The 16301-nt window shown below is 74.5% G+C and carries 16 protein-coding genes; 11 read left to right on the forward strand and 5 right to left on the reverse strand.

Annotated elements, in window-relative coordinates:
• Positions 1-150: 150 nt before the first annotated feature.
• On the forward strand, positions 151-984 hold the full coding sequence (locus IG88_RS0131250; protein WP_420712110.1) for a DUF2797 domain-containing protein: 834 nt from the start codon (positions 151-153) through the stop codon (positions 982-984).
• A gap of 119 nt (positions 985-1103) precedes the next feature.
• The gene (locus IG88_RS0131255) at positions 1104-2000 is read left to right on the forward strand and encodes an amidohydrolase family protein (protein ID WP_031048572.1); all 897 of its coding nucleotides are present in this window, start codon (positions 1104-1106) and stop codon (positions 1998-2000) included.
• 49 nt (positions 2001-2049) lie between these two features.
• On the opposite strand, the gene IG88_RS0131260 is transcribed toward IG88_RS0131255, so the two are convergent.
• Positions 2050-2742, reverse strand: coding sequence for a metal-dependent transcriptional regulator (locus IG88_RS0131260; protein WP_031048574.1), 693 nt, complete (start codon positions 2740-2742; stop codon positions 2050-2052).
• 8 nt (positions 2743-2750) lie between these two features.
• Positions 2751-3284, reverse strand: a complete 534-nt coding sequence (locus IG88_RS0131265; protein WP_031048576.1) for a YbhB/YbcL family Raf kinase inhibitor-like protein — start codon at positions 3282-3284, stop codon at positions 2751-2753.
• 122 nt (positions 3285-3406) lie between these two features.
• On the opposite strand from IG88_RS0131265, the gene IG88_RS0131270 reads away from it, so the two are divergent.
• The 7 genes from IG88_RS0131270 to IG88_RS0131300 all read left to right on the forward strand — a co-directional run bounded on the left by IG88_RS0131270 (position 3407) and on the right by IG88_RS0131300 (position 12644).
• A complete protein-coding gene (locus IG88_RS0131270) occupies positions 3407-4090 on the forward strand; it encodes a GntR family transcriptional regulator (RefSeq protein WP_031048578.1) in 684 nt (227 codons plus the stop codon).
• Positions 4091-4207: 117 nt separating this feature from the next.
• Positions 4208-4945, forward strand: a complete 738-nt coding sequence (locus tag IG88_RS0131275; RefSeq protein ID WP_030403173.1) for a response regulator transcription factor — start codon at positions 4208-4210, stop codon at positions 4943-4945.
• Complete coding sequence (locus tag IG88_RS0131280) at positions 4942-6573, forward strand: sensor histidine kinase (RefSeq protein WP_031048580.1); 1632 nt, start codon at positions 4942-4944, stop codon at positions 6571-6573. The genes IG88_RS0131275 and IG88_RS0131280 overlap by 4 nt, the downstream gene beginning before the upstream one ends.
• Positions 6574-6587: 14 nt before the next feature.
• Positions 6588-7973: a bifunctional glycosyltransferase family 2/GtrA family protein gene (locus IG88_RS0131285; RefSeq protein ID WP_031048583.1), complete on the forward strand. Its 1386-nt coding sequence runs from the start codon at positions 6588-6590 to the stop codon at positions 7971-7973.
• Positions 7970-10207, forward strand: a complete 2238-nt coding sequence (locus IG88_RS0131290) for a glycosyltransferase family 39 protein (RefSeq protein ID WP_051852135.1) — start codon at positions 7970-7972, stop codon at positions 10205-10207. The genes IG88_RS0131285 and IG88_RS0131290 overlap by 4 nt, the downstream gene beginning before the upstream one ends.
• Positions 10208-10269: 62 nt before the next feature.
• Positions 10270-11787: an MFS transporter gene (locus IG88_RS0131295; protein WP_031048588.1), complete on the forward strand. Its 1518-nt coding sequence runs from the start codon at positions 10270-10272 to the stop codon at positions 11785-11787.
• A gap of 98 nt (positions 11788-11885) precedes the next feature.
• The gene (locus tag IG88_RS0131300) at positions 11886-12644 is read left to right on the forward strand and encodes a TetR/AcrR family transcriptional regulator (protein ID WP_031048591.1); all 759 of its coding nucleotides are present in this window, start codon (positions 11886-11888) and stop codon (positions 12642-12644) included.
• 192 nt (positions 12645-12836) lie between these two features.
• Here IG88_RS0131300 and IG88_RS0131305 read toward each other — a convergent pair whose 3' ends face one another.
• Positions 12837-13307, reverse strand: coding sequence for a PPOX class F420-dependent oxidoreductase (locus tag IG88_RS0131305; protein ID WP_031048593.1), 471 nt, complete (start codon positions 13305-13307; stop codon positions 12837-12839).
• A gap of 9 nt (positions 13308-13316) precedes the next feature.
• Positions 13317-13733 carry an STAS domain-containing protein gene (locus tag IG88_RS0131310; protein ID WP_031048595.1) on the reverse strand — a complete coding sequence of 139 codons (417 nt, stop codon included), beginning with the start codon at positions 13731-13733 and terminating at the stop codon, positions 13317-13319.
• Positions 13734-13992: 259 nt separating this feature from the next.
• On the opposite strand from IG88_RS0131310, the gene IG88_RS0131315 reads away from it, so the two are divergent.
• Both IG88_RS0131315 and IG88_RS0131320 read left to right on the forward strand, forming a co-directional pair.
• Positions 13993-14751: an ANTAR domain-containing protein gene (locus IG88_RS0131315; protein WP_037837096.1), complete on the forward strand. Its 759-nt coding sequence runs from the start codon at positions 13993-13995 to the stop codon at positions 14749-14751.
• 18 nt (positions 14752-14769) lie between these two features.
• Positions 14770-15489 carry a GAF and ANTAR domain-containing protein gene (locus tag IG88_RS0131320; protein WP_031048598.1) on the forward strand — a complete coding sequence of 240 codons (720 nt, stop codon included), beginning with the start codon at positions 14770-14772 and terminating at the stop codon, positions 15487-15489.
• On the opposite strand, the gene IG88_RS0131325 is transcribed toward IG88_RS0131320, so the two are convergent.
• Positions 15472-16293 carry a YceI family protein gene (locus tag IG88_RS0131325; protein ID WP_030403183.1) on the reverse strand — a complete coding sequence of 274 codons (822 nt, stop codon included), beginning with the start codon at positions 16291-16293 and terminating at the stop codon, positions 15472-15474. The genes IG88_RS0131320 and IG88_RS0131325 overlap by 18 nt on opposite strands.
• Between the last annotated feature and the right edge of the window lie 8 nt (positions 16294-16301).

The raw sequence follows: 16301 nt of genomic DNA on the forward strand, positions 1-16301 counted from the left end.
TACGGTACTGCCGGGCGGGCACTCACCATGGGTGAGCGCCCGCCCGTTCCGTTGTCACCGGCGTTGTCAGTGGCGCCCCCTAGTGTTGGTGCGGTGGGGACGGAACGGGCATGGCGGTGCGCGGGGCTGCGGTGGGAGCTCGGGGGGCCCGTGCTGTCGTGGGCCGGGGGCCGGAGCAGTGCGCTGGTCCGGGGGAAGCGGGTGGCCTTCGCGGTCGCCGAGGAGGGGGTGCGGACCTGTGTGGGCGCACGGGGACACGCGTGCCCGCTGCGGGCGGGCGTGCCGGGGCGGAGCACGGGGGCGCGGTGCGAGGAGTGCGCGCGCCTCGACCGGGCGCACTCGGTGGCCGCCGACACCGTCGCGGACGACCCGCGGCCGTACCGCGTCTATCTGGCCTGGTTCGGACCGGGCCTGGTCAAGGTGGGGATCACCGCGGAGGAACGGGGCCCGGCCCGGCTGCTGGAGCAGGGTGCCGTCTGCTTCAGCTGGCTGGGCCGCGGGCCGCTGATGGCCGCCCGCCGCGCCGAGGAGCTGCTGCGGGCCGCGCTGGGCGTCCCCGACCGCGTCCCGTACGCCCGCAAGCGCGCCGTGCGGGCCGCGCTGCCCGCGTCGGAGGCGGAACGGGCGGCCGAGATCGCCGGGCTGCACGCGCGGGCAGTCGCGCTCGGCGGGTGGCCGGAGACGCTGACGCCGGAGCCGTTCCGGCCGGTCGACCACGCGGGCGTCTTCGGCATCGAGGGGGAGCGGCGCGGACCGGCCGCCGTGGCGGAGGTGGCCGGGCTGGTGGCGGGCGGTGCGATCGGGGGCGAGCTGGTGGCGGCGGCCGGGCCGGACCTCCACCTGGCGACGGAGCGCGGGGTCGTCGTGCTCGACACCCGGCTGATGACGGGGTGGGAGCTGCTCTCCGCCGGGGGCGAGCCGTGCACCGTGCCCCTGCGGGAGCTGGGACGGGCGGCGCCCGGAGTGCAGGACGGGCTGTTCTGACCGCACCCTCGGGACGGGGCCACGATGCCCGGCGGACGGACCCCCTCGGCGTCCCCTCACCCCCCTTCCCCCGCCTCACCCCCCTTGTTCACCGGAACCCGGCGCGCGATCGTGGGCCCATGAGTGATCACGAAGCCGGGCCCGTCCGCCGGTTCTGGGAGGAGCTGGGGCTGCCCGGGCTGGTCGACGTGCACACGCACTTCATGCCCGAGCGCGTGCTGCGCAAGGTCTGGGCCTACTTCGACGCCCTCGGGCCGCTGACCGGCGGGGTCGAGTGGCCGATCACCTACCGGCACGAGGAGGACGAACGCGCCGACCTGCTGCGGGCGTTCGGCGTGCGGGCCTTCACCGCCATGCTCTACCCGCACAAGCCGGGCATGGCGCAGTGGCTCAACGACTGGGCGGTGGACTTCGCCCGCCGCACCCCCGACTGCCTGCACACCTCCACCCTCTTCCCCGAGCCGGGCGTCGAGGCGTACGTCCGGCGGGCCGTCGAGGCGGGGGCGCGGGTCTTCAAGGCACACGTGCAGGTGGGCGCCTACGACCCGGCCGACGCGCTGCTCGACCCGGCGTGGGGCGTGCTCGCCGAGGCGGGGGTCCCGGTCGTCGTGCACTGCGGTTCGGGCCCGGCGCCCGGCAAGCACACCGGGCCCGGGCCGGTCGGCCGCGTCCTGGCCCGGCACCCCCGGCTGCGGCTGGTCGTCGCGCACCTGGGGATGCCCGAGTACGAGGACTTCCTGGACCTCGCCGAGCGGTACGGGGAGGTGCGGCTGGACACGACCATGGTGTTCACCGACTTCGCCGAGCGGCTCGCGCCCTTCCCGCGCCGCGCGCTGCCCCGGCTGGCGGATCTCGGCGACCGCGTCCTGCTCGGCACCGACTTCCCCAACATCCCCTACCCGTACCTGCACCAGTTGCGGGCCCTGGAGCGGCTGGAGCTGGGGGACGCGTGGCTGCGCGGGGTGTGCCACGACAACGCGGCCCGGCTGTTCGGGCTGCCCGCCGCGGTGAACTGAGCGCGGGCCCGGCGGGCGCCGGCCGCGAGGGGGCCGGCGCCCACCGGGTTCAGAGCGGGGCGACGAAGACGTGCGCGGCGGTTCGCGCGCCGATCCGGGCCGTCCCCCCGTCGCTGCCGACGGCCACCCCGTCCGCCCACGGCGTGACGCTGACCACCGCACCGGGCCGTACCCCGGCCCTGCGCAGGTCGGACAGCAGCTCGCGGTCGGTCTGCGCCGGCTCCCCGATGCGCCGTACGACCACGCGCGCGCCGTCCGGCCCGGGGGCCAGGTCACCGAGGCTGACCGCGCTCCCGGCGGGGGACGGGCCCGGGGACGCGGGCCCGCCCAGCTCCTCCAGGCCCGGGATCGGGTTGCCGTAGGGCGACTCGGCCGGGTGCCGCAGCAGGCGCAGCAGGCGGCGTTCCACGGCCTCGCTCATCACGTGCTCCCAGCGGCAGGCCTCGGCGTGGACCTGCTCCCACTCCAGGCCGATCACCTCGACGAGCAGGCATTCGGCGAGCCGGTGCTTGCGCATCACGCGCGTCGCCAGGCGGCGGCCCGCCCCGGTCAGCTCCAGCCGCCGGCCGGCGGCGACCCGCAGCAGGCCGTCGCGCTCCAGGCGGGCCACGGTCTGGCTCACGGTGGGACCGCTCTGGTCCAGGTGCTCGACGAGGCGGGCGCGCAGCGGGACCACGCCCTCCTCCTCCAGCTCCAGGACGGTGCGCAGGTACATCTCCGTGGTGTCGATGAGCCTGGACACGGGGTGGGTCAGGCAGGGGTCTCGGCGGTGGCGGTCAGCACCGCGCGCGCCAGGACGTGCCCGGACATGGTGAAGCCGAGGACGGCCGGGGTGGCGTCGGCCGGGACGCCGACGGACTCGACGTCGAGGGCGTGCACCACGACGAAGTAGCGGTGCGGGCCGTGCCCGGCCGGCGGGGCGGCGCCGATGTACCGGGCCGTGCGGAGGTCGTTGGGGAGCTGGAAGGCGCCCTCGGGCAGTCCCGAGCCGGTGTCGTCGCCGGCGCCCTCGGGCAGCTCGGTGACGGTGGCCGGGATGCCGGCGACCGCCCAGTGCCAGAACCCGGAGCCGGTGGGGGCGTCGGGGTCGTACACGGTGACGGCGTAGCCGCGGGTGCCCTCGGGGGCGCCGCTCCAGGAGAGCTGCGGGGAGACGTCCCCGCCGCCGGGCAGGCCGGAGGCGTGCTGCGCGGGCGGCCAGGGGGCGCCGTCGGCGACGGTGGTGCTGGTGACGGTGAAGGAGGGCACCTCGGGGAGGCGGGCGAAGGGGTTGTTGACGCTCATCGTGTGTTCCTTTCGGGCGGGACGGGCCCCGCGGACGGAGGGCCGAGTACGGTCCCGGCGATCACTGAGATCGACCATAACACTAATAATCGATTATCCGGAGGATCGTCTATGCTGACCCCATGACTCAGACCGTCCCCACCTCGCCCGCACCGCAGGGGAAGCGGATGCTCTCCGAGCAGGTCTACGCCCATCTGCGGGGCGCGATCATGCGCGGCGACCACCCCCCGGGCGCCGCCCTCAAGCCGCAGGACCTCGCCAAGGAGCATGGCGTGAGCCTGGCCGTGGTGCGCGAGGCCCTCGTCCGGGTGGTCGGCGAGGGGCTCGCCGACCGGCTGCCCAACCGCGGGTTCGCTGTCCCGGCGTACTCCGACCGCCGCTGGCAGGAGGTCGCGGAGGCCCGCCGCACCCTCGAACCGGTGCTGCTGCGCCTGTCCGTCGAGCGCGGGGACGTCGACTGGGAGGCCCGGGTGCGCGCCGCCCACCACCGCCTGTCCCGTACGCCCGAGTACGCGCCGGAGGAGGGTGAGTACTACAGCGAGGCGTGGTCCGAGGCGCACCGGCTCTTCCACCGGGCCCTGATGGAGGGGTGCGGCAACCCCGTGCTGCTGGAGACCTTCGACCGGCTGTGGACGGCGAGCGAGCTGGCCCGCCGCTGGTCCACGCACCGCAACCCTCACCGGGACGGCGCCGAGGAGCACCGTCGGCTGGAGGAGGCGGCGCTGGCCCGCGACGCCGACGGAGCCGCCGAGGCGCTGGTGCGGCACCTGACCCTCACGGCGGAGGGGCTGACCCCGGCGGACTGAGGGAGCGTCACCGGGTGAGGTCGGCGGCCGCGGCCCCGCAGGCGCCCGGCGGGTTTCTCAGAGAAATCACAGCTTGGGGAAAGGACCCTCTCAGAGCGCCCCGACAAGGTGGCCGCCATGACCACCACTTCGCCCCAGGGGCGCACCGAACTGCTGAGGCCGGACGGGAGCCCCGTCCGGGTGCTGGTAGTGGACGACGAGCTGTCCATCACCGAACTGCTGTCCATGGCCCTGCGCTACGAGGGCTGGCAGATCCGCAGCGCCGGCGACGGCCACGGCGCCGTCCAGGCCGCCCGCGAGTTCCGGCCCGACGCCGTCGTACTGGACATGATGCTGCCGGACATGGACGGCCTGAGCGTGCTGGGGCGGCTGCGCCGCGACCTGCCGGACGTGCCGGTGCTGTTCCTGACCGCCAAGGACGCCGTCGAGGACCGGATCGCGGGGCTCACGGCGGGCGGGGACGACTACGTCACCAAGCCGTTCAGCCTGGAGGAGGTCGTCGCCCGGCTGCGCGGACTCATCCGCCGCTCCGGCGCCGCCGACCGGCGCTCCGACTCCGTGCTCGTCGTCGGCGACCTCACCCTCGACGAGGACAGCCACGAGGTCACCCGGGGCGGCGACGGGATCCACCTCACCGCCACCGAGTTCGAGCTGCTGCGCTTCCTGATGCGCAACCCGCGGCGGGTGCTGAGCAAGGCGCAGATCCTGGACCGCGTGTGGTCCTACGACTTCGGCGGGCAGGCCAACGTCGTGGAGCTGTACATCTCCTACCTGCGCCGGAAGATCGACGCGGGGCGCGAGCCGATGATCCACACCCGGCGCGGCGCCGGATACCTGATCAAGCCCGCGGCGTGACCGGGCGGCGACGACCGCGGCCGCGGACCCTGCGGACGCGGCTCGTCGTCGCGTCGGTGACGCTGATCGCGGTGGTGTGCGCGGTGATCGGCACGGTGACGACGCTCGCGCTGCGCTCGCACCTGTACGAGCAGTTGGACGGCCAGGTTGCCGAGGTCGCGCGGCGGGTGTCCGGATTCGGGCCGCCGGGCGACCCGGCACCCGGCCAAGTGGGCCCCCAGCGGATGGACCTCGACGAGTTCGTCACGCACGGCGGCCCCCAGCCGCGCGACACGATCGTCGCCGAGACCCGCGACGGTGCCGTGGTCGACGCCAGGTACGGCGAGAAGAACGACGAGAGCACGGACCCCAGCAGGACGACGGCGGTCTCCCTCGACACGGCCCAGCGCACCGCGCTCGCCTCCGTCCCCCGGGACGGCGACGCGCACACCGTCGGGATCCCCGGCCTCGGCGACTACCGCGTCGAGTACCACGACGGCTACTACGCGGGCCTGCCCACCTCCGACGTGGACGGCACCATCAGCACGCTGGTCCTGGTGGAGGCCAGCGTCACCGCCGCCGGTCTCGTCGCCGCCTCCCTCGCCGGGGCCGTCATCGTCGGCGTCGCCACCCGCCCCCTGCGCCGGGTCGCCGCCACCGCCGGACGGGTCTCCGAACTCCCGCTGCACGCGGGCGAGGTGAACCTCGACGAACGGGTCCCGGAGTCCGAGTGCGACCCGCACACCGAGGTCGGCCGGGTCGGCTCCGCGCTCAACCGGATGCTGGACCACGTCCACGGAGCCCTGCACGCCCGGCAGCAGAGCGAGACGCGGGTACGGCAGTTCGTCGCCGACGCCAGCCACGAACTGCGCACCCCCCTCGCCTCCATCCGGGGCTACGCCGAACTCACCCGCCGGGGACGCGAACGGGTCGGCCCCGACACCCGGCACGCGCTGGGCCGCATCGAGTCCGAGGCCGGCCGCATGTCCCTGCTGGTCGAGGACCTGCTGCTGCTCGCCCGCCTGGACGCCGGGCGCCCGCTGGAGTTCGGCCGGACCGACCTCGTACCGCTCGTCGTGGACACCGTCAGCGACGCCCGCGCGGCCGGCCTCGCCCACACCTGGCGGCTCGACCTGCCCGACACCCCGGCCACGGTGACGGCGGACCCCGCCCGGCTCCAGCAGGTGCTGGTCAACCTGCTGGGCAACGCCCGCAGCCACACCCCGCCGGGTACGACCGTCACCGCGCGGGTGCGGCGCAGCGGGGAGTGGCTGTGCGTGGACGTGGAGGACAACGGGCCGGGCATCCCCGCCGCGTTGCTGCCGCACGTCTTCGAGCGGTTCGCCCGCGGCGACCTGGCCCGCTCCCGCGCGACCGGTTCGACGGGCCTCGGGCTCGCCATCGTGCGGGCAGTGACGGCCGCGCACGGCGGCGGTGTGACGGTCGACAGCGCGCCGGGGCGGACGGTCTTCACCGTCTTCCTGCCCGCCGTTCAGGAACCGCCGGAACGGCCGGAACCCCTGAAACCGCCGGAACCCCTGAAACCGCCGGAACCACTGGAACGGCCGGAACCACTGGACCCGCCGGGCCCGTCGGCGCACTCACAGGCACAGCACAGTCTCACCACACGGGCACGACAGGGGAGTTGAGAAGTGTCGGTCCCATGCGAACCGACTCTTCTCCCGGCTCCCTGCCGGCGCGGGAGCACCTCCCGGCCGCAGGAGCCGGTACGCCTGTCCTGGACGTAGTGGTCCCCGTCTACAACGAGGAGAAGGACCTCGGACCGTGCGTGCGCCGACTGCACGAGCACCTCACCCGGACGTTCCCCTACGCCTTCCGCATCACGGTCGCCGACAACGCCTCCACGGACGCCACCCCGCGCGTCGCGGCCGGCCTGGCGGCGGACCTCGCGGCGGTCAGGTCCGTCCGGCTGGAGCAGAAGGGGCGCGGCCGGGCGCTGCGGACCGTCTGGTCGGCCTCGGAGGCCCCCGTCCTCGCCTACATGGACGTCGACCTCTCCACCGACCTGAACGCGCTGCTGCCTCTGGTGGCGCCGCTGATCTCCGGCCACTCGGACCTCGCGATCGGCTCCCGGCTCGCCCGCAGCTCGCGGGTGGTGCGCGGCGCCAAGCGGGAGTTCATCTCCCGCACCTACAACCTCATCCTGCGCGGCTCCCTCCAGGCCCGCTTCTCCGACGCCCAGTGCGGCTTCAAGGCGATCCGCCGGGACGTGGCCCAGGTGCTGCTGCCGCTGGTGGAGGACACCGGCTGGTTCTTCGACACGGAGATGCTGGTGCTCGCCGAACGCGCCGGGTGCCGCATCCACGAGGTGCCGGTCGACTGGGTCGACGATCCGGACTCCACCGTGCACATCGTCCGGACGGCGGCCGACGACCTCAAGGGCGTGTGGCGGGTCGGCAGGGCCCTGGCCACCGGTTCGCTGCCGCTGGACCGGCTGACCCGCCCCTTCGGCGACGACCCGCGCGACCGCGACCTGTCCGGCGTGCCGCAGGGACTGGCCCGGCAGCTCGTCGGCTTCTGCGTCGTCGGCGCCCTGTCCACCCTCTTCTACCTCCTGCTCTACAGCGGCTTCCGCCACTTCGCCGGCTCCCAGCTCGCCAACGCGCTCGCCCTGCTGGTCTCCGCGGTCGCCAACACCGCCGCCAACCGGCGGCTGACGTTCGGGGTGCGGGGCCGGGGCGGGGCGGTGCGGCACCAGGCGCAGGGACTGGTCGTCTTCGGCATCGGCCTCGCGCTGACCAGCGGGTCACTGGCCGCCCTGGGCGCGGCGACGGCCGACCCGGACCACTCCACCGAGCTGGCGGTGCTGATCGCCGCCAACCTCGCGGCCACCGTGCTGCGCTTCCTGCTCTTCCGCGCCTGGGTCTTCCCGGACGCCGAGCCCCCGGCCCCCCTGCCGGGCCGCCGCCTTCCGGAACCGCAACTGCCGGTATCCGGTCCCGTGGACCCGTACCGGACCCGGAGCGACGCCACCGTGCGGCTCCAGCCGGTGCGCCCCGCCGACACCGACCCGAGGGACGTCCGATGACGACGCACTACGACCCGGCCGTGCACACCCCCGCCGAGGAGGAGGGGGGCCCGCCGGCCGGGGCGCCGCCCGCCCGTCACCGGCCCCGGCCGTCCCGCCCCGCCCGGCTGTGGCGCGGGCGCCCCGAGGACCCGCGCTGGGTGCGCCCCGCCCTCCTCGCCCTCCTGCTGGCCACCGCCCTGCTCTACCTGTACAACCTCAGCGCCTCCGGCTGGGCCAACTCCTTCTACTCGGCGGCCGTGCAGGCGGGCAGCCAGTCCTGGAAGGCGTTCTTCTTCGGCTCCCTCGACGCCGGCAACGCCATCACCGTCGACAAGCCCCCGGCCGCGCTGTGGCCGATGGCCCTGGCGGTGCGGGTCTTCGGCCTCTCGTCCTGGTCGATTCTCGTCCCCGAGGTGCTGATGGGGGTGGGCACGGTCGCCGTCGTGTACGCGGCCGTGCGCCGCCGGTTCAGCCCCGCGGCCGGGCTGATCGCGGGCGGGGTGCTCGCGCTCACGCCCGTCGCCGCGCTGATGTTCCGCTTCAACAACCCGGACGCGCTCCTGGCCCTGCTGATGTCCCTCGCCTGCTACCTCGTCGTACGGGCGCTGGAGGACGGGCGGACCAAGTGGCTGGTGTGGGCGGGCGTCGCGATCGGCTTCGCGTTCCTGGCGAAGACCCTCCAGGCCTTCCTGATCCTGCCCGCGCTCGCCCTCGTGTACGGCGTCTGCGCGCCGGTGCGGCTTAGGAAGCGCCTCGGGCAGCTCGCGCTGGCGACCGCCGCGATCGTCGTCTCCGGCGGCTGGTGGGTCGCGGTCGTGGAGCTGTGGCCGGCGTCGTCGCGGCCGTACGTCGGCGGCTCGCAGAACAACAGCTTCCTGGAGCTGACCTTCGGCTACAACGGCCTCGGCCGGCTGAGCGGCGACGAGACCGGCAGCGTCGGCGGCGGCGGTGGTCCCGGCGGCGGGGGCGGGGGACAGTGGGGCGAGACCGGCTGGGACCGGATGTTCAACTCGGAGATCGGCGGCCAGATCTCCTGGCTGCTCCCGGCCGCCCTGATCCTGCTCGTCGCGGGCCTCGTCGCCACGCGCCGCGCCGGCCGCACCGACACCGCGCGCGCGTCCCTCCTGGTCTGGGGCGGCTCCCTGCTGATGACCACGGTCGTCTTCAGCTACATGGCCGGCATCTTCCACCAGTACTACACGGTCGCCCTCGCCCCGTACCTGGCGGCGGTCGTCGGCATGGGCGCGGCGACGCTGTGGGAGCGGCGCGAGCGGGTCTGGGCGTCCCTCGCGCTGGCCGCCGCCGTCACGGCGAGCGCAGCCTGGGGGTACGTCCTGCTCGACCGCACGCCCGACTACCTGCCCTGGCTGAGGGTGACGGTCCTGGTCGGCGGCCTGGTCGCCGCGCTCGGGCTCGTCTTCGCCGGCCGGCTGGGACGGCGGACCGCCCTCGCGGCGGCGGGCCTCGGCCTGGCGGCGTCGCTGGCGGCGCCCGCCGCGTACACGCTGAGCACCGTGCGGGAGGGGCACAGCGGCTCCATCGTCACGGCCGGTTCGTCCGGCGCGAGCATGCGGGGCGGCGGTCCCGGCGGCCGGGGCGGCGGTCCCGGTGGCGGCGGTTTCCCGGGCGGCGGGGCCGCGCCGGGGCAGGGGCCGGGGCAGAACCAGGGCGGCCCCGGTGGCGGCGGCTTCCCCGGCGGCGGCACCGCTCCGGGGGGCGGCGCGAACCAGAACGGCCAGGGGTCCAACGGCCAGATGCCCAACGGCCAGAACGGCCAGAACGGCCAGAACGGGCCGACCGGCGGTCCGAACGGTGAAGGCGGCCGGATGGGCGCGGGCGGCGGGATGGGCGGCCTGCTCAACGGCGCCGAGGTCGGCTCCGAGGCGAAGAAACTGCTGGAGGCCGACGCCGACTCCTACACCTGGGTCGCCGCGGCGGTGGGTTCCCAGAACGCCGCGAGCTACCAGCTCGGCACCGGCGACCCGGTGATGGCCGTCGGCGGCTTCAACGGCACCGACCCGTCCCCGACCCTGGCGCAGTTCAAGAAGTACGTGGCGGACGGCAGGATCCACTACTTCATCGCCGGTGGCACGGGCGGCGGCATGGGCGGCGGCTCCGGCACCTCCTCGCAGATCACCTTGTGGGTCGAGGCCAACTTCAAGGAGGTCACGGTCGGCTCGGCCACTTTCTACGACCTCACCTCCCCGACGAACCAGATGAACCAGATGAACCAGATGAACCCGACGGAGTGACTGACGACTACTGCCGACTTCGTGTTGTACAGCGTACAGGGCAGCCCTATACGCTGTACAACATGACGACATCACCCCAGGAATCCGCCGGGGAACGGGAGACCGTCCCCCCGGCCCAGGGCCACCCGCAGCGCTGGCTGATCCTCGGCGTCATCAGCCTCGCCCAGCTCACGGTGGTCCTGGACAACACCGTGCTGAACGTGGCCATCCCCTCCCTCACCGACGAACTGGGCGCGGCCACCTCCGACATTCAGTGGATGATCAACGCCTACTCGCTCGTCCAGTCCGGCCTGCTGCTCACCGCGGGCAGCGCGGCCGACCGGTACGGCCGCAAGAAGATGCTGGCCGCCGGACTCGCGCTGTTCGGACTCGGCTCGCTGGCGGCCGGACTCGCCGACAGCACCGGCCAGTTGATCGCGGCACGGGCCGGTATGGGCGTCGGCGGCGCCCTGCTGCTGACCACCACGCTCGCCGTGGTCGTGCAGATCTTCGCGCCGGCCGAGCACGCCAGGGCGATCGGCATCTGGAGCGCGGTCAGCGCGCTCGGCTTCGCCTGCGGTCCCCTGATCGGCGGCTTCGTCCTCGACCACTTCTGGTGGGGGGCGATCTTCCTGATCAACCTGCCGGTGGTCGCCCTCGGTCTGGTCGCGGTCGTGACCCTGGTCCCGGAGTCGAAGAACCGGCAGGGCGACCGGCCCGACCTGCTCGGTGCCGTGCTCTCCACGATCGGCATGGCGGCACTGGTCTACGCGATCATCTCCGGCCCCGGGCACGGCTGGACCTCGGGCCGGGTCCTGGCCACGGCCGCCGTCGCGGTGACGGTGCTCACGCTCTTCGCCCTCTGGGAGAGCCGCGTGCCGTACCCGATGCTCGACCTCGGCTTCTTCCGGAACCGGCGCTTCACCGGGGCGGTGGCCGGACTGGTGCTGATCAGCTTCGGCATGGGCGGCGCGCTGTTCCTGCTCACCCAGCACCTGCAGTTCGTGCTCGGGTACGGCCCGCTGGAGGCCGGGCTGCGGACCGCGCCGCTGGCCCTGACGGTGGTGCTGCTGAACTTCTCCGGCGTGGCGGCGAAGTGGCTGGCCCGGCTGGGCACGCCGGTGGCGGTGCTGCTGAGCATGGTGCTGATGTCGGCGGGCCTGGTGTCCGTCGCCACGCTGACCGGGACGGGCTACGCCGGCACGCTGGTGGGGCTGCTGCTGATCGGCGTGGGGTGCGCACTGGGCAACCCGGCCCTGGCCCACGCCCTGATGAGCGCCATCCCGCCGGCCAGGGCCGGAGTCGGCGCGGGCGTCAACGGCACGCTGGCCGAGTTCGGCAACGGGCTGGGGGTGGCCGTCCTCGGGGCGGTGCTGAACTCCCGGTTCGCTGCGCTGGCGCCGGTCGCGGCGACGTCGTTGCCGGCGGCGCTGGCCGCGGCGCACGGGGAGGGGGAGCGGGGGCGGGTCCTCGACGCGTTCTCCTCCGGCGCGGAGAGCAGCCAGTTGGTGGGGGCCGTCGCGGTCCTGCTGGGCGGCGTGGTGGCCGCGGTGTTGCTGCGGAGGGCAGAGCGGGCAGACTCGGGGGTTGTGAGCGCCTGAGGGCTCGGGTCGCCCGGCGGAGCCGCACAATGATGCGGTCCCGCGTCCCCGCGGGGCGCTGCGCCGGCCGGCGCGCAACGGATCGAGGAGAGGTGCCCATGGCGAAGGCAGGGCGGCAGGGGCCCCGGGCCAGTGTGTGGCTGAACGGGGAGGGACGCCGCAGCGGACGGCGCGGGGGGCAGCCGTCCGGGCTCGACCGGGACCGGATCACCGGGGCCACCGTCCGGCTGCTGGACGCCGAGGGCCTGTCCGGGTTCTCCATGCGCCGCCTGGCCGCCGAGCTGAACGTCACCGCGATGTCCGTCTACTGGTACGTCGACACCAAGGACGAGCTGCTCGAACTCGCCCTGGACGCCGTCTTCGGCGAGCTGCGCCACCCCGACCCGGACGCCGGTCTCGACTGGCGCGAGGAGCTGCGCGCCCTGGCCCGGGAGAACCGGGCGCTGCTGGTGCGCCACCCCTGGTCGTCGCGGCTGGTCGGCACCTACCTCAACATCGGGCCGCACGCGCTGGCCTTCTCCCGGTCGGTGCAGAACGTCGTGCGCCGCAGCGGGCTGCCCGCCCACCGCCTGACCGGCGCCATCGCCGCCGTCTTCCAGTTCGTCTACGGCTACGGCACCATCGAGGGCCGTTTCCTCGCGCGCGTGGAGGACACGGGACTGAGTCCGGACGAGTACTTCCGGGACTCGATGACCGCCGCGACCGAGATGCCGGACAACGCGGGCGTCATCGAGGACGCCCAGGGCATCATGGCGGCCCGGGGCGGCGACACCGTCGCGGAGATGCTGGACCGGGACTTCGAGTTCGCCCTCGACCTCCTCGTCGCGGGCATCGAGGCGATGGTCCGGCAGGGCTGACCCGCCACCGTCCCCGCGCCTGCCACCGTCCCCGCGCCTGCCACCGTCCCCGCGCCTGCCACCGTCCCCGCGCCTGCCGCAGGCCCCGGGCCTGTCCTGGCCTCGCGTCCGTCCTGGCCTCGCGCCCGCCGCAGGCCCCGCGCCCGCCGCAGGCCCCGCGCCCGCCGCAGGCCCCGTGCCCGGCGGGCGACCTCAGCCGTTCGCCGCCAGCCGCGCCGGGAAGCCGCCGGTCGCCACCGGACCCCACCGTTCGGGCCTCACTCGGATGAGGGACTTGCCCTGCTCCACCATGGCCCGCCGGTACTCGTCCCAGTCGGGGTGCTCGCCGGAGATGTTGCGGAAGTACTCCACCAGCGGCTCCACGGACTCCGGGGCGTCGATGACCTCCGCGGTGCCGTCGATCTGGACCCAGGGGCCGTTCCACTCGTCGCTGAGCACGACGAGCGCGACCCGCGGGTCGCGGCGCGCGTTGCGGGTCTTGGCCCGCTCGGGGTAGGTCGAGACGACGATCCGCCCCGAGTCGTCGACCCCGCAGGTCAGCGGCGACGCCTGCGGGCTGCCGTCGGCCCGCCGGGTCAGCAGGACCGCCCGGTGCCGGGGGCGCACGAAGTCCAGCAACTCGTCCAGGGAGACACGGGTGTTCGTCGCGATGTTCGGTGCCATGCCGTCAGCCTAGGCCGCGGTGCCGTCACCCGCCGCCCCGCCGTACGGCCCCGCGGTCCCGCTCCCCGCGCCCAGCGCCTCCGCGAGGCTGTCGTGGACCGGTACGTCGCGGCGCAGGCCGGAGAGTTCGAGGACGCGGCTCGCCACGCCCTTCGGGGCGGCCACCACGCGCAGCAGGACGCGGTCGGGCAGCCCGCGGCGTACGGCGGCGAGGAGGCGGACGCCCTGGGAGTCCATGAAACGGGTCGCGGACAGGTCCAGCACGAGCAGGCGCAGCCCGTCGGAGCGCTGCTCCACGGCGGTCATGATCAGGGGCAGCAGCCCCGCGGCGTTGCAGAAGTCGATCTCGCTGGGGAGGGCGAGCACGGCGCAGCCGGGTGGATCACACGGCTCGCACGGTTCGCAGGACTGGGGGTGGAAGGTCACAGCACTCACCTGACAGACGTCCGTCGGGCTTCCGGCCGGGCCGCTTCCTGACCCGTCCCCATTCCATCACGCGGCGCGGCGGCGCGAAAGGCGCGCAGGCGCGGAAGGCCGCCCGCACGCGCGGGAGGCAGCCCGCACGCGCGGACCGTCGACCGAGCGTCACCGGCACGCAACCAAGCAGCTAAAGTTGCTGTTCGTCCTGTGCTCGCAGTCGGGAATGTGCTGCGGAGCTCTCCTGCGCACGGCCGTGAGGCCGCGCATGCCGAAGAGGTTCGTGGTGGCTGCGTCCGAATTTTCTGATTTGCCGCGTTTTCCGGTGGGCTTCGAGCTGGCCGACGCCCTGACAGCCGCGGCCCGGGACCTGCACGGGACGGCCACGCCCGGCGACACCCTGCACACCGCCGTCGAACTGGCCGTACGCCTGCTGCCCGACGCCGAGTACGCGGGCATCTCGGAGATCCAGCGCGGCGGCCGGCTGCGCACCCTGGCCTGGACCGACGAGACCATACGGTTCGCCGCCGAGCCCCGCCAGGGCGGCCACGGCGGCCACGTCCCGCACCCCGACTGGGAGCGCCTGTGGACGACGCCCGTGGTGCGCACGGACGACAGCGAGGCCGACGGCGGCGGCAACGCCCTGTCCGGGCTCGGCCTGCGCTCGGCGCTCTCCCTGCGGCTGCGCGCCGACCGGCGCCGGCTGACCGTGCTGACGGCGTACGCCCGCAAGCCGCAGGCGTTCGACGAGACGGCCACCCGCATCGGCCGGCTGTTCACCGCGCACGTCTCCCTCGCCCTGGACTCGGCGACCGTGCGCGAGCAGCTCACCGAGGCGATGCGCACCCGGGACCTGATCGGCCAGGCCACCGGCATCCTGATGGAGCGTCTGGACATCGACGCGGCCGGTGCCTTCGAGTCGCTGGTGAAGGCCTCCCAGCGCGAGAACGTGAAACTCCGCGACCTGGCCCGTCGCATCGTCGACGCCAACTCCGCGGCCGGTGGACGAGGTGTGACCGAGCGGTGACGGGACATCCGTACGGTCATGACCCAGCAGACCACGGACACGGACCCGGGTACGGAGACGCTCGACCACGCCCTCGCGCGCAGCCGGGGGCTGGACACCCTGCTGCGCGACCTGACGGACCGGGCGGTCGAGCAGGTGCCCGGCGCCGACGCCTGCTCGGTCACGGTGCGCCGCGCCGACCGGCTGATGACGCTGGCGGGCAGCACCGGCCTGCCCGGCGGCCTGGACCTGCGCCAGTACGAGAACGGTTCGGGACCCTGCGTGGACGCCGCCGAGTCGGGCAGCGCCCAGTACTCGGCCGACCTGGCCGCCGAGACCCGCTGGCCCGCGTACACGCGGTACGCGCTGGCCACCGGGGTGCGCTGTGTGCTGGCGCTGCCGCTGGCCGTCGAGGGCGAGGCGGGCGCCGCGCTCAATCTCTACGGCGTCGAGCCCGACTCCCTGGCCCAGGGGCTGGAGCCGGCCGGTGCCTTCGCGGAGCGGACCGCGGACGCCGTGAACGAGGCCCTGCGCATCGAGCGGGAGCGGGCCTCGGCGGCCGACGTGCGCACCGCCCTGCTCTCCCGCAGCGTCATAGACCAGGCGGTCGGCATGCTCATGGCCCGGGAGCGCATCGACGCCCACCGGGCCCTGGAGCGGCTGCGCCGGGTCTCACAGGACCGGAACGTCAAGCTCCGCGACCTGTGCGCCCAGGTGGTGGCCCGGGCGTCCGGCGGTGCCTCACACGGCCGGAAGTGACTCCCCCTGGACCGCCTGGACGTCCAGCTCGACCCTGAGCGTGGTGCCGATGGCGGCGATGCCGGCCTGGACGACCTGGTTGTAGTTCATGGCGAAGTCCTCGCGGTGCAGTTCCGTCGTCGCCCGGAAGGCCGCCCGGGTGCCGCCCCAGGGGTCGGCGCCGGTGCCGAGGTAGGCCAGGTCCAGGTCGACCTCGCGCACGACCCCGTGCAGGCCCAGCTCGCCGTGGACGGTCCAGCGGTCGGGCCCGGCCTCGCTCACGCCCGTGGAGCGGTAGGTGATCTCCGGGAAGCGCTCCACGTCCAGGAAGTCCGCCGAGCGCAGGTGGGTGTCGCGCATGCCGTTGCCCGTGTCGATGGAGGCCGCCTTGATCACCGCCTCCACCCGGGACTTGGTCACGTCGTCCGGCGCGATCTCGACGGTGGCGGCGAAGTCGGTGAAGCGCCCGCGCACGCTGGAGATGCCCAGGTGCTGGGCGACGGCGGCGACGCTGGAGTGCGCCGGGTCGACCGTCCACGGTCCCGGCGGCGGCAGTTCCGTGCCGCCCTGGCGGGACAGCGTCACCGTGCCGACCTCGGCCCGGCCGCTCGCGGTGACGATCGCGCTGGAGGCGGCGGGCGCGTAGCCGACCGCGGTGACGATCACGGTGTACGCCCCCGGCGTCAGCGCGGTGGTGTCCCGCACGGCGCCCTCGGTGTCCGCCTCGGCGCGCAGCACCTGCACACCGGTCATGTCGGTCACCGTGACGACCGCGTGCGACACGGCCCATCCGTCCCGCGTTCGGATCCTCGCGGTCAGTCCCATCCCGTTTT

It is taken from the genome of Streptomyces sp. NRRL F-5650 (genome assembly GCF_000721365.1).
Taxonomy (GTDB): Bacteria; Actinomycetota; Actinomycetes; order Streptomycetales; family Streptomycetaceae; genus Streptomyces; species Streptomyces ardesiacus.